The following is a 14241-nucleotide window of genomic DNA, read 5'->3' as shown; positions in this document are numbered from 1 at the left end:
AAGATGATTTTTTGTGGTATAGAGCTTGGAGTCTTAATTTTAAGGTTTTATAAGTATACTTTATCATATAACAAAAAGCGACCGTTCCGTTTTCTTCCATTTTATTCTATCTATCCATTTAATTAATTAGATTTTCACCGCCCTATCAACCATTTTTACGTTTGTAAAGGCAAGGGTTCCATTGACTTTCTTTTAGACATGCTATGAAACTATCAGAAATTTTAGTACCAAAAAAAGAGAGGTTCCCCTCTCTTTTACTCGTGAATGGATACAAGTTTAATTAAATCATCAAAGAAACCTGGATAGGATACAGAAATGGCATCAGCATTCTGTAATACTACAGTGTCTTTGGAAAGCAGTGACGCAATCGCCAATGTCATTCCGATTCGGTGATCACCTAGGCTGTCCACCGTACCTCCATGCAAGGTTTGTTCTCCTTCAATGATTAAACCATCGTCTGTTGGAGTTATATTGACTCCAAGCGCACCCAATTGAGTAGCGATGGCATCAATACGATTTGTTTCTTTAACCTTTAACTCAGCAGCATCTTTAATGATAGTTGTTCCCTTAGCCTGTGTAGCTAACAGGGCAATAACAGGCAGCTCATCGATTAATCTTGGGATGATATCTCCGGCAATGGTTATCCCCTTCAAAGAAGAAGTTTTTACTGTGACTGTTCCGGATTCTTCCGCAAGTTCTCCGAGTTTGTCTAACTGAATTTCAATGTTTGCTCCCATTTCTCTCAAAACATCAATAATACCAGTTCTAGTTTGATTCAGTCCAACGTTCTTTAATATAATCTCACTGTTTGGAACAATGGTGCCGGCAACCATCCAAAACGCTGCAGAGGAGATATCTCCGGGAACATGAACATCTTTTCCACTCAGCACCTGATTTCCTGTAACACTGATCTTGTTGCCGTCGATATGAATACTTCCCCCAAACGATTCAATCATCCGTTCAGTATGATCCCTTGTGGCTGCTTTTTCAATGACAGTTGTGGTTCCTTTCGCATGTAATCCAGCCAAAAGAATAGCTGATTTCACCTGGGCACTTGCTACTGGAAGCTCATATTCAATACCTGACAGCTCACCTTGATTCATTTCGAGCGGTATAAAGTTGCCATCCTCTTTTCCAGATATCCTTGCTCCCATTTTCCTCAGCGGATCTACCACTCTTCTCATTGGCCTTTTTGCAATGGACTCATCACCAGTGAAAGTGATAGAAAAGGGCTGATTGGCTAGTAATCCCATAAGAAGTCGGATGGTTGTCCCCGAATTGCCGACATCCAGTAAGCCAATCGGCTCCTTTAAACCACTATATCCATTACCCTGAATGGTGACCCTATCGCCTTCTCTTTGAATATCCACACCCATTTTTTGAAAACACTCAATCGTACTTAAACAATCCTGACCCTCTAAGAAATGATATACCGTCGTTTTTCCTTCCGCTATTGCCCCAAACATGACCGCTCTGTGCGAAATAGATTTATCTCCTGGTACTTCAATCGTGCCTCTCAACTGGGGGTTTTCGAATAATAGGATTTTCTCCATGCCTTTCCTCCTTTTATCTCAGTCATAATAAGTATCGTAATTAGTTGCATCACGTAAACATTCAACCGCTAGTTTGCGATCTTTATCTGATTGAAATGAAATGACCAATACACCGTACACTTCTTCACGTGTCTCAATGATTCTTATATTCGTAATACTTATATTAGATTTTGCTAAATAACCGGTAATCTCCGAAATAACGCCTGGATAATCCGGGACATCCACATATAAATCATAAAAGGACGGAATTGCGCCCTTTTTATGGGCCGGCATCTCATCACGAAATATTTTTGCACTTTGGAAAAAGGAATACAATTTCTCCTCATCCTTCGTACGAATCCATTCTCTGACCTCTGTCATTTCCTCTATCCAGGAATTCAAAAGATCGATTAATACTTGATCATTTTGAATTAGAATATCCTTCCACATTTGAGGACTGGATGAAGCAATTCGGGTAATGTCCCTAAATCCTCCGGCTGCCAGTCTTGCAACCAAATCATGTTTCGCTTCAGCCTGTTCAGCCTGCTTAACAATCGAGGCTGCCATAATATGTGGCAAATGACTAATGACACCAGTCATTAAATCGTGCTCATGAGCATCCACTTCAATGAATTTGGCTTTCGTCCCCTTCAGCCACATCTTCAGCTCAGCTACCTCTTTATCACCTGCATGAACAGCCGGTGTCAATATATAAAAAGCATTTTCAAAAAGATGCACTTTTGCCGCCGTCACTCCGCTTTTATGAGATCCAGCCATTGGGTGACCGCCTATAAACGTGTAATTCATGCTAAACAAACGCTCTGCTTCTTTCATGATCTTTGCCTTTGTACTTCCTACATCCGTAATTATAACGCTTTTTTTCAGCGTACACGCTGACAGACTTTCCATAACGGTTGATGTAGCTTGCACCGGTACTCCGATAATGATAACATCCGCTCTTCCGGCAGCCTCTTTATAATCCGTAATCTCTTCATCGATTACTTTTAATGCTTTTGCCAGCTGCACCTGTTTACGATCCACATCATATCCTAGTATCAATGCATTCGGGTGTTCCTTTTTAATAGATAAAGCAATGGATCCTCCAATTAAACCAAGACCTATCATTAACACATTTCCACGCATGGAGGCACCTCACCTACTATCTATTTGGTTTCTTTATTTTCTTTCATCAAAAGGAAATTTTCCAGCTCTTTCAAAACAGCTTCATTCTGTTGCTCAGAACCAACTGTAATCCGAATCGATGTCGGAAAACCTAAAGCCTGCCCGGAACGAACGATAAAGCCTTTTCTCATTAAATATTGAAAGACTTCATTTCCATCATGGCCTGTATCGATTAAGATGAAATTTGCTTGTGATGGATAGTAACTTAAGCTATGAATCTTACAAAATTCATAATATTGCTGAAGGCCGTCTCTATTTTTTTGTTTGCATTCCTCAATAAAGTCTTGATCACTAATAGCAGCAATTGCAGCCTTTTGAGCTAATGCATTGACGTTAAATGGCTCTCTTGCAGGCTCAAGCATACGGATAATATCGGAATTAGCCACTCCATAACCAATACGCAAAGCCGCCATCCCATAAATCTTTGAAAAAGTATGTAATAGGATTAAATTATCAAACTGATTAATTAACGGTAAGATTTCAGGATAATCTGCAGCTGTTACGTACTCATAATAAGCTGCATCAAATACAACTAATACATCGTTAGGCACCTGACTCAAAAATGGGAGAAGCTCCTCACTTCGTATGTATTCTCCTGTCGGATTATTAGGAGAACAAATCCATACAATCCCTGTGTCAGCATCTATCTGACGAAGCATACCATCCAGATCATGTCTGCCATTGATATGTGGTACCTCCCTGATTTCTGCCTGTTCAAGAATGGCATTATGGCTGTACTGACTAAAGGTACCCGTAGACATAACCGTATTTACACCTGGAGCAAGAATCGCCTTTGCTATCATTTGGATGATATTATCTGAACCATTTCCAAAGATTAGCTGATTTTCTTCAACTCCTAAATAGGTAGCTAAGACCTCACGCAGATTAACAGCCCCTCCATCCGGATACAAGGGAAGAGACCAATCTGTTTCCTTCAACGTTTTCGCAACCGCGGATGAATATCCATAAGGATTTTCATTTGATGCCAGTTTGATAATTTCCTCCAACCCAAATTCCCTTTTTACGTCCTCAATTGGTTTGCCTGGCTTATAAGGCTCTAATGTATACAAATGATTCTTCCATTTCAAAGCTCCAGTTCCCCCTTTTTAATTGCTTATATCTCTGTCAAATCAGGTCTAAGGACCGTTGCCCCCTCCAGATAAATGTGCTTGATATCCTTTTGGGCTGTATCTATATTGGCATGAATCATAATCCGTATGGCCAATGATAAGGAACCAGGTACTGGAATTTCACGCATGCACATCACAGGAACATATGTAAATCCAGCTATTTTTCTAACGACAGCAGCTGGAAACCCTGCATCTATATCATCTGTAACAGATATGAATATAGATGCAATAGACTCTGCCTCGAGGTGATTCTGTTGGATCATTTCTCGAAGCAAGATCTCTGTTTTATTTTCAATATGTTCTTTTTTATTCGCTTCTATGGTAATGGCTCCTCGGATGCCTCTCATCATAATGGATAACCCTTCTCCCTTCCGACTATATTGTTTAAGAAATAGGTTAATTCGTCTTGTATTTCCGTATCAGAATAGGAATATAAAGTTGGTCTGCCATAATCGTTTAAAAGGACAGTCGCTATTGTCCCTTGTTTATTTTTCTTATCAAGTTTCATAAATGGCAGCAATAATTCTGCTGATAAAATTTCTTTTGGTATTTGAAGGTAGCCTAAATTGGTTAACCAATCCTTAAACGTAGATAGATTAAAAGAAAAATCAGCATACTTTTGGCTCAAATATAGGTCAAATAACATACCAAAGGCTACAGCCTCCCCGTGGGTTACCACACCATATCCAGCTGCCCCTTCAATCGCATGAGCTAATGTATGACCAAAATTAAGAAAAGCACGCGAACCTTTTTCCTTTTCATCCTCCGATACAATAGTAGCTTTAACAGAAATCCCTTTTTTTATATACGAAACCAATGATTTGGATTGCAGATCTGAAATACTGCCATACTGATTTCTTAAATCAGCATAAAAGGATTTACTGCAAAGTAGGGCATGCTTAATTAACTCGGCAAATCCTGAGCGCCATTCCTTCTCTGGTAAAGTAGATAAATAGGAACTATCATAGAAGACTGCCTCCGGTTGATAGAAACAACCTACTAGATTTTTACCCAGTTGATGATTAATAGCCACTTTACCTCCCACAGCACTGTCATGAGCCAGCAAGGTTGTTGGCAGTTGAATATAGGGGATACCTCTCATATAGGTCGCAGCTACAAATCCAGCTAAATCTCCTACCACTCCTCCGCCCAGAGCTAATACGAGGCTGTCACGATCAAGTTTATTTTCAAATCCTACCGTTAGACATTCTTCGTATACAGAGAATGATTTTGCTCTTTCTCCTGTTGGTACGGCATGGATGATTACTTCATAACCATGTTTGGTCAACCGCGTTTTAATCAGTTCTGAATAAAGAGAAGATACAAGTTCATCTGTTATCACATATACTTTTGGTTTTCTTTTAAAATTTTTCTCCAAAAATATAGGGAGCTCCTCAATCACTCCATCACCTATAAAAATCGGGTATTCCTTTGAAGAAGTTTTAATTTGAATTGTTTCCATTAAAATTCCCTCGCGTAAATTCTTTGTTGATTAACGGATTCAACCAATGACTCCATTCGATCAGAATAAAATTGTTCAATGATAGCATTGGCAAGCTCCCATGCTACCACATGCTCAGCAACAACCGCCGCTGCCGGAACAGCACATGCATCAGAGCGTTCTATCGAGGCTGTAAATGACTCTTTCGTGTCAATATCCACACTCTTGAGCGGCTTATACAAGGTAGGGATTGGTTTCATAACTCCACGCACTACTACAGGCATTCCAGTTGTCATTCCGCCTTCAAAACCGCCTAGGCGATTCGTTTTACGGCTATATCCCTGTCCTTCCTCCCAAATGATTTCATCATGCACCTGACTGCCCGGAATTCTGGCCGCTTCAAAGCCAATCCCGAATTCGACACCCTTGAATGCATTAATACTAAGGATTGCACCTGCAATTTTTGCATCTAATTTACGATCATAATGAACATAGCTCCCAACACCAGCAGGCATTCCTGTCGCCACTACTTCAACGACTCCTCCTAATGTATCGCCATTCTTTTTAGCCATATCAATGGCTTCCATCATCTTCTCAGCAGCTTTTTCATCAAGACAGCGAACCGGAGAATCCTCTGCCAGCTGTTGGATCTTTTTCATATCCTTAATCTCTGTTTCAGCTGCTTTAATGCCACCGATTTCAACAACATGCGAAACAATTTCTATGCCAAGCAGACTAAGCAGTTTCACTGCAACAGCTCCCGCTGCCACTCGGACAGTTGTCTCTCTTGCAGACGAGCGCTCTAAAACATTGCGCAAATCTCTATGTCCATATTTCATACCGCCATTCAGGTCAGCATGCCCTGGGCGCGGTCTTGTGATTTTACGTTTAATTTCATCTTCTGCCTTTTCATCAATTGGCTCAATTCCCATGACATGGGTCCAATGAGTCCAATCCCGGTTTTTCACTTGCAGAGCAACAGGTGATCCTAACGTCCTGCCATGACGAATTCCTGCTGTTATCTCTACTGTATCTTTTTCAATTTGCATTCTTCTTCCGCGTCCATATCCCTTTTGTCTCCTGGCAAGATGCTTATTGATATCTTCCTCAGACAACGGCATTCCTGCAGGTAATCCTTCTATTAACGTTGTTAATTGGGGGCCGTGGGATTCCCCGGCAGTTATATATCTCATAAGACTCCTCCTTCATCACTTTAAAGCATTTATGTAATAATATATCATATTCTGTTATTCTTATGGTAATTTTCTTACTTATATTGTACATCAGATTAAGAAGGTCCTACCATCAACTCTTAGCCGAAGCCTCCTAATTATCTTTCATAATACTAAGTCTAATTAGCTATGTACCCTATGATGGTTTTTCTTTTTATAGAAAAACGTTTTTGTACTGATAAAATCATATATATTCGGGTTAAAGATCTGTTCAGTACTGCCCACAAACAGAACTCCGCCAGGACGAAGTGATTGGGAAAATTTCTTATATAATAATCCCTTAGCTTCATCCGTAAAATAAATCAGAACATTACGGCATATGATTAAATCGTATGATTGGCCATACGAATCAGCCAGTAAATTATGTTTCTTGAACGTGACTGCATTTTTTATTTGTTGGTTAATATGATAAAAGCCATCCACGAATTCGAAATGCTTATTCTTTAACTCTTCAGGTATCTCCCCCAAAGATTTTTCTGAATAAATACCCCTCTTGCAAATTTCTAAAGCATTCCGGTCTATATCGGTTGCCAGGATAGAGACGCGATTCAGGGCATTTAAGCGGGCTAACACCATAGCAAGTGAATAGGGTTCATCACCCGTTGAGCAAGCGGCGCTCCAAATTTTCAGTGTCTTTTTTTCAGATAGTAATTCCGGCAGAATCTCCTTCTCCAAAACCTCCCACCTTCTATAATTCCGAAAGAAATTCGAAACATTGATTGTCATACGGTCAAGAAGCTCATTTAATAAATACTGGTCTTTACGAAGATGATTGTAATAATCCTGAAACCCATTAAAGCCTTGTTTTTCATATAAGGAGGTAATACGTCTTTTCATTTGCGCTTCCTTATATAAAGATAAATTGATTCCTGTTAAATAGTTTATCCCTTTAACAAACCCCTGATAGTCATCATTATTTTTTATCATATACCCCTTCGACTCCAATAATCTTTTTTACTATAAGTATACAAAATTAGCAGATTCAATCATATAACCAGAAATGAATATTTATGCCAATAACTTTCCCATGATCTTTCCTAAAAAAACTCCTATAAACCTGTAAGACATGCATAAAAAAAAGCCGCCAACCTTGTTGACAGCCCTTAATCTTTATCTATCTACTTAATAAATCCACTCATTCGCTAATTTTGTATATTCAGCAAGCTCTTCTTCTTTAAAGAAGATTCCAAGTTCTCTTTCTGCACTTGCAGGTGAATCAGAGCCATGGATAATGTTTTTGCCTACCGTTACACCATAATCGCCGCGGATTGTACCAGGAGCAGCATCTTTTGGGTTAGTAGATCCCATCATTTGACGTGCAGTCGCAATCACATTTTCCCCTTGCCATGCCATTGCAAAAACTGGTCCTGATGTAATAAAGTCAACCAATTCACCAAAGAAAGGACGCTCTTTATGTTCCTCGTAATGCTTTTCAGCCGTCTCTGTTGGAATCACCATCAATTTCGCCCCAACAAGCTGAAAGCCCTTTCTTTCTAAACGTGATACAATTTCCCCGATTAAATTTCTTTGTACACCATCTGGTTTAACCATTAAAAATGTTTTTTCCATCATTACACCTCTGTTTGTATGTATGGGCTTTCAGAAAGAATAATACCATTATTTACATGTATAAAGCAAACGAAAAAAGGAAATAACATTTTAGTATTTCCTTTTTCCGATAAATCTTGCTATTTCATATAAATAATCGGTATTTTTCGACTCTGGCAATAATTCCAGAATATCAAATGCTTTATCTAAGTAAGCATTGCTTAAGTCGATGGATTTCTCGATTGCTCCTGATTGCTTGATAGATTCGAGAATAGGCTGTAACTCTTCTAAACTCATATCTTCGTGAACAGTCCGAATAAGCTTGACCAATTGTGGTTGTTGTAAGGCAAACAAAACAGGTAAGGTAATATTCCCCTGCCATAAATCACTTCCCGCAGGTTTCCCCAGATCTTTCTCAGAAGCCGTGAAATCAAGTATATCATCCATTATTTGAAAGGACATTCCCACATAGTATCCATACAGGAATAATTTTTTATGTATCTCCTCTGGTACCCCCGCACTGATCGCACCTAATTGGCAGCTGGCTGCAATTAAGACAGCTGTTTTCCGTTTAATACGTTTTAAATAGTTACGAAGATTTTGGTCAAAATTGTACTTATCGCGTATTTGTTCGATTTCGCCAATACTGACTTCCATGATGGTTTTAGCCACTACCTGATGTGCTAAAGGATCTTTAATATGAGTCATAAGCTCCTGAGCTCTGGCAAATATATAATCTCCTGTATACGTAGCCATTTTATTATCCCATTTGGAGCGAACCGTCAATGATCCCCTGCGCAGTTTGGCTTCATCAATGATATCATCGTGTACTAATGAAGCTGAGTGAATGAGTTCCAGAGCAACTGCAGCATGCTTAATTTGATTGATATCATACTCTCCAAATTTCGCGGTGAGCAGCACGAAAACGGGACGTATACGTTTCCCTCCAGCTTTCAGAGTGTGCATAGATGCTTCCTGAAGTTGTCTGCAATCAGTTTGTATCGATGAACGCAGCTCTTTTTCGATTAATTGGATATCCTGTCTGAAGATTGAATACAATTTTGGTAATTTCATAGTTCCACTTCCCGTTAAACTAATATGCGCCCTTTATTTTGATTGTTTGAATCCAAAATGAGACGCAGCTGCACCACCGGAATAAGGTTTATATTTAACCTTCACAAAACCGGCTTCTTCAAAGAGTCTTTTCAATGCCGGTGCACCCGGAAAATCAGATGCAGATTCCTGCAGCCAGGAATACTCCTTGTAACTCTTAGCCAATAATTTACCCAATAGAGGCATAATATACTTAAAATAAAAATAATAAAGCTGTCTGTAAACCGGTAATGTCGGCTGAGAAGTATCTAAACAAACAGCCATACCACCCGGCTTCAAGACACGGTTCATTTCTTTTAATACAGTTAAATAGTCAGGGACATTACGAAGGCCAAACCCAATTGTGACATAGTCGAACGTATTATCTTCAAAGGGTAGCTCCATTGCATTCCCATGAAGCAGCTCCACATTATGTAACTGCTCCTCTTTAACCTTTTGTTCACCAATCTTGAGCATATTTTTACTGAAGTCCAAACCGGTTACCTTACCAGAGTCTCCAACCTGTCTGGCCAGCGCTATCGTCCAATCAGCTGTGCCGCAGCATACATCCAGCGCCTGATCTCCCTGTTTAACAGCCATTTTTTTCATCGTATCGGCACGCCAACGCTTATGTAACTGGAAACTGATTACTGAATTCATAGAATCATAATTATCAGAAATCTTTTCAAAGACACCGTGTACACGTTCCTCTTTTGTTTGTTGTTTCATTATGAATTCCCTTTCCCCACATCGTCTTTTTAGATGTTTTTCGAGATTACCTTATACTTGTCTCAATCCGTAAAACCATTTCATCCCTACTATTGTCCTGCAACATGGATAATCTTAATCTATCACTTACTTTGGTAATTTCCCTCTTAAGTAAATCTGATATTTTATCAACATTTTCATCATATACACTATGTATGGATTGTAAGGCATGAATAAATTTGGAGTTACGGTTATTTTGATACCTGTCCAATTCTGCCATCAATCTCTTCCATAACAGAAAGTCTATAAACAAATCCTTTTGTTCAGTTACGTTAAAGTACTCAGCTGTTTTCTCGACCAGTATGGTTTCAATCTGTTTAAGATACATTACTAATGTATCTATATCAGCATCCTTATCCATATATAAGCGTACCTTAGCCTCATTTACTTCCTGAACTCCCCTGGATATGAGATTAATAAACTCGATATCTTTTGTTTTCGCCAATATATGATAATACATACTGCTATAATAATCTCCAGCCAAAATCGATAACTGCCGTTTCCTTAATTTAGCCGGACTTTCGGATTCCTCTGTATTTGAAACTTCCTCATGGGTATCCAAGGCAATTTGCATTAGCATGACAGACACTATGTAATATGGCATATACGTTTGATCCACTTTGGCATCACGCAGAATTTTAACCATAACAGCTATCATATCATCATTTATGACTGGCCGATCAATATAATCTAATAGTAAAGAATGATGGATAAGTTTCTTTATTTCATTATTAAGTTGTATGACTTCATTATTGATGCTATCCAATGGTAATCACCCATGCTTCCACTTCTGATTCCGTACCAAGTCGGCACATTACGTATTCATCGTATTTATCTTACTATCCTTTTAAATCGCTGTCGAATAGTTTAAAAGAAGAGAATAGATAATCGGTTATTCTTTCTCACTTTCTATTTCACCATATGGCGTATACATAACCGCTTTTCCTCTGATTTTCATAGCTGATGTGTGTTCTGTAAATTGAACAAATAACACTTCACCTTTATCTAGCTTTTCTGAATGATGAAATTTAGTGTCCTCACCTCTGGTTAATCCAATGACACTTACCCCATCTTCCAATGCTTTTATGACTATAAAATCATTTGATTGAAGGTTCTCCATTCTCTAACTCCTTTTCAACTTTTATCTAATGATTATTTATTAATTAAGCTTAATACTTCCTGACGGGAGATTGAGTCTGTCGCCAATGTTCCTCTTACTGCGGAAGTGATTGTCTTTGATCCAGGTTTTTTAACACCTCTCATAGTCATGCACATATGCTCAGCTTCAACAACGACCATCACTCCATGAGGAGCAAGCGTGTCCATTATAGAATCTGCAACAGTTGATGTAATCCGTTCCTGTAATTGTGGTCTTCTGCTCACCGCTTCGACGGCTCTGGCTAATTTGCTCAAACCTGTAACACGTCCACCTTTGGGTATATAGGCCACATGTGCCACTCCAAAGAATGGTACGAGATGATGCTCACACATAGAATAAAAAGGAATATCCTTAACAAGGACTAGTTCTTCATGATCTTCACCGAATACTGTTTCAAAATATTCTTTGGGATCCTGTCTCAATCCGGAAAATACCTCTTCATACATTTTTGCTACACGTTTTGGTGTGTCCAGGAGCCCTTCCCTTGTTGGATCTTCCCCAAGAGCCTCCAGAATCATTGTCACTGCTTCTTCTATTTTACCGCGATTGATTTCACTCATTTTATGTCTTCCTCCCATTGCTATACCTAATTTCAACTATTTACATAGTAGCACATTTTATTCTTAGAGCCATATATTATGGACTTCATAATAGAAAAAGAGTCATTACCAAAGAAATTGGTAATGACTCTAATCGCGTATAGCGCTTATTCAAGTAAAATCGTATGTAAAAATTACTTAACAGCGTCTTTAAGTGCTTTCCCTGGTTTGAATGCAGGTACTTTGCTGGCACTGATTTCGATTTCTTCACCAGTTTGTGGGTTACGTCCTTTACGAGCAGCACGCTCACGAACTTCAAAGTTACCGAAACCAATCAATTGTACTTTATCTCCATTTTTAAGAGCTTCTAAAATGGATTCGAACACTGCGTCTACTGCTTTAGTTGCGTCTTTTTTAGAAAGCTCGCTAGCTTCAGCAACAGCGTTGATTAATTCTGTTTTGTTCATTCCATTCACCTCCTCCCAAAGTATGCTTCCATTCTACTTCAATACTTTTTAAGTTGTAATGAAATATTTTCAATCAGTCAAAACAAAAACTTGAAATATTTTGTCATTAATCATTTTTAACATAAAAAACCATTGATAAACATTGATATATAAGGGTTTTTGCTTTGAACTTGATTTCTGATAAAAGATTATCATAATCCATAGACCATATCAAGTAAATTGGCGAATTTACAGGCATTTATTCGAATAATGTAGGTTATTTTTCTATTTTTATTGCCATATCTTCTTATTTGAGGTATTTTGAAAGTTAAAGCATTTATAAAAATACTTGTTTTTTGCAAAAAAATACAGAGGATTACGAATCCAGAACGGACCGTAAAACCCTCTGTATCTGTTAAAGAATAATGGCAATCAATCCGCCAGATCCTTCATTAATGATCCTCTCAAGAGTTTCCTTTAATTTATATCGTGCATTTTCCGGCATCAAACTTAATTTAGCCTGGATTCCCTCACGAACCACCGTAGATAAACTGCGGCCAAAAATATCTGAATTCCAGATGCTTAGAGGATTATCTTCAAAATCCGCCATTAAATAACGCACCAATTCTTCACTTTGCTTTTCTGTTCCGATTATTGGGGCAAATTCTGATTCAACATCTACTTTTATCATATGAATGGATGGTGCCACAGCTTTCAGCCTAACTCCAAATCTGGATCCCTGTCTGATAATTTCCGGTTCATCCAGACTCATATCCGCCAGAGAAGGAGAAGCTACACCATAACCAGTCTGTTTAACCATTTTAAGGGCATCCGCGACCTGGTCATATTCCGCTTTCGCGTAAGCAAAATCCTGCATTAATTCAAGCAAATGATCCTTTCCTCGTATTTCAACACCCACAATCTCTTTAAGAACCAAATCATACAGTTCATCTGGTGCTGATAAGTCAATTTCGGCTACTCCCTGCCCCATTTCAATCCCAGCTAATGAAGCATGACCAACAAAGTCATACTCTTCAAAAAGATGGACGAGCCTGTCAACATCTCTAAGCCTCTTAATATCCTGAACCGTCTCTCTTATTGCATCCTGATAGCTGACCCTCAGCCAATGATTTTCATTAAGCACCATAACCCATCTAGGCAGATTCACGTTCACTTCGAGAACAGGGAATTCAAACAATGCTTCCCGCAGTACATTTAACACATCCCCTTCCCGCATGCTCTCTACACTTATAGCAAGCACTGGGATATCATATTTTTCCTGAAGCTTAGAACGCAGAACCTCTGTATCTGGGTGATAAGGGCTTACTGTATTGATAATCATGATAAAAGGCTTTCCAACTTCTTTTAGCTCTTCTACGACTCTTTCCTCAGCTTCTACATAGTCTAACCTTGGTATCTCACCTATTGATCCATCTGTCGTCACTACAACACCAATAGTAGAATGATCCTGAATGACCTTACGTGTGCCAATTTCAGCTGCTTCATGAAACGGTATTGGTTCTTCATACCAAGGTGTATGAATCATCCTAGGCCCATTCTCATCCTCATATCCTTTCGCACCAGGAACGGTATATCCTACACAGTCAACCATACGAATATTGACCTCTAACCCTTCGTCTACCTGAACCTGCGCTGCCTGGTTCGGCACAAATTTAGGTTCCGTAGTCATGATCGTTCTTCCTGCTGCACTTTGAGGTAATTCATCAATCGTACGTGCTTTTTCAGCTTCACTTTTCATACCAGGAAGTACAACCAACTCCATAAATTTCTTAATAAATGTAGATTTACCCGTCCGAACGGCTCCAACTACTCCTAAATATATATCGCCGCCGGTTCTCTCGGCTATATCCTTAAATATATCGACCCTTTCCAAGAGATCCCCTCCCGATTCCTCCATATATGAGTACATATACGTAATTATTGATAGTCTTATAAACTTGGACACTATATATTTATGCTAAAGCCTATTAAACTTATGACTAGTTTTTTCTCTCCTCTCCTTTTATGTAAACAGCCGACTGCTATTTTCGATTGAAAATGAACCAATTATTCGGAGTATCATGATAAAGCACCGAATTATTCAGGAGATGTCAAAATAAAAAATACAATCTGGAATAAAAAAAACCTTTCTTTTACAATATATTTTGTAAA

General features: G+C 38.8%; 15 protein-coding genes. All 15 read right to left on the bottom strand.

Annotated elements, in window-relative coordinates; translation table 11 throughout:
* Window positions 1-254 precede the first annotated feature (254 nt).
* Window positions 255-1553, bottom strand: a complete 1299-nt coding sequence (gene aroA / locus AC4D4A_RS00505) for a 3-phosphoshikimate 1-carboxyvinyltransferase (protein WP_490994080.1) — start codon at window positions 1551-1553, stop codon at window positions 255-257.
* Window positions 1554-1571: 18 nt separating this feature from the next.
* Window positions 1572-2675, bottom strand: a complete 1104-nt coding sequence (locus AC4D4A_RS00500) for a prephenate dehydrogenase (protein WP_490994079.1) — start codon at window positions 2673-2675, stop codon at window positions 1572-1574.
* A 20-nt stretch (window positions 2676-2695) separates the two neighbouring features.
* The gene (hisC, locus tag AC4D4A_RS00495; protein WP_490994078.1) at window positions 2696-3802 is read right to left on the bottom strand and encodes a histidinol-phosphate transaminase; all 1107 of its coding nucleotides are present in this window, start codon (window positions 3800-3802) and stop codon (window positions 2696-2698) included.
* Window positions 3803-3828: 26 nt separating this feature from the next.
* A complete protein-coding gene (aroH, locus tag AC4D4A_RS00490; protein WP_490994077.1) occupies window positions 3829-4194 on the bottom strand; it encodes a chorismate mutase in 366 nt (121 codons plus the stop codon).
* Window positions 4191-5306 carry a 3-dehydroquinate synthase gene (aroB, locus tag AC4D4A_RS00485; RefSeq protein ID WP_490994076.1) on the bottom strand — a complete coding sequence of 372 codons (1116 nt, stop codon included), beginning with the start codon at window positions 5304-5306 and terminating at the stop codon, window positions 4191-4193. The genes aroH and aroB overlap by 4 nt, the downstream gene beginning before the upstream one ends.
* Entirely contained in the window at window positions 5306-6478 is a 1173-nt protein-coding gene (gene aroC, locus AC4D4A_RS00480; protein ID WP_490994075.1) for a chorismate synthase, read from the bottom strand. The genes aroB and aroC overlap by 1 nt, the downstream gene beginning before the upstream one ends.
* A gap of 162 nt (window positions 6479-6640) precedes the next feature.
* Window positions 6641-7444, bottom strand: coding sequence for a CheR family methyltransferase (locus tag AC4D4A_RS00475; RefSeq protein ID WP_490994074.1), 804 nt, complete (start codon window positions 7442-7444; stop codon window positions 6641-6643).
* Between the two features lie 195 nt (window positions 7445-7639).
* Window positions 7640-8086, bottom strand: coding sequence for a nucleoside-diphosphate kinase (gene ndk, locus AC4D4A_RS00470; protein ID WP_490994073.1), 447 nt, complete (start codon window positions 8084-8086; stop codon window positions 7640-7642).
* 90 nt (window positions 8087-8176) lie between these two features.
* Window positions 8177-9139 carry a heptaprenyl diphosphate synthase component II gene (gene hepT / locus AC4D4A_RS00465; protein ID WP_490994072.1) on the bottom strand — a complete coding sequence of 321 codons (963 nt, stop codon included), beginning with the start codon at window positions 9137-9139 and terminating at the stop codon, window positions 8177-8179.
* A gap of 33 nt (window positions 9140-9172) precedes the next feature.
* Window positions 9173-9886: a demethylmenaquinone methyltransferase gene (locus tag AC4D4A_RS00460; protein ID WP_490994071.1), complete on the bottom strand. Its 714-nt coding sequence runs from the start codon at window positions 9884-9886 to the stop codon at window positions 9173-9175.
* Window positions 9887-9932: 46 nt separating this feature from the next.
* Window positions 9933-10691 carry a heptaprenyl diphosphate synthase component 1 gene (locus AC4D4A_RS00455; protein WP_490994070.1) on the bottom strand — a complete coding sequence of 253 codons (759 nt, stop codon included), beginning with the start codon at window positions 10689-10691 and terminating at the stop codon, window positions 9933-9935.
* Between the two features lie 126 nt (window positions 10692-10817).
* A complete protein-coding gene (mtrB, locus tag AC4D4A_RS00450; RefSeq protein ID WP_490994069.1) occupies window positions 10818-11045 on the bottom strand; it encodes a trp RNA-binding attenuation protein MtrB in 228 nt (75 codons plus the stop codon).
* A gap of 32 nt (window positions 11046-11077) precedes the next feature.
* Window positions 11078-11644 carry a GTP cyclohydrolase I FolE gene (gene folE, locus AC4D4A_RS00445; RefSeq protein ID WP_066107479.1) on the bottom strand — a complete coding sequence of 189 codons (567 nt, stop codon included), beginning with the start codon at window positions 11642-11644 and terminating at the stop codon, window positions 11078-11080.
* A 173-nt stretch (window positions 11645-11817) separates the two neighbouring features.
* The gene (locus tag AC4D4A_RS00440; RefSeq protein ID WP_049670554.1) at window positions 11818-12090 is read right to left on the bottom strand and encodes an HU family DNA-binding protein; all 273 of its coding nucleotides are present in this window, start codon (window positions 12088-12090) and stop codon (window positions 11818-11820) included.
* 394 nt (window positions 12091-12484) lie between these two features.
* On the bottom strand, window positions 12485-13963 hold the full coding sequence (gene spoIVA / locus AC4D4A_RS00435) for a stage IV sporulation protein A (protein WP_490994068.1): 1479 nt from the start codon (window positions 13961-13963) through the stop codon (window positions 12485-12487).
* Window positions 13964-14241: the final 278 nt, after the last annotated feature.

Source organism: Pradoshia sp. Z5_111 (genome assembly GCF_058267535.1).
The sequence above is the reverse complement of the archived record's forward strand: the minus strand, read 5'-3'. Positions and strand labels throughout refer to the sequence as shown.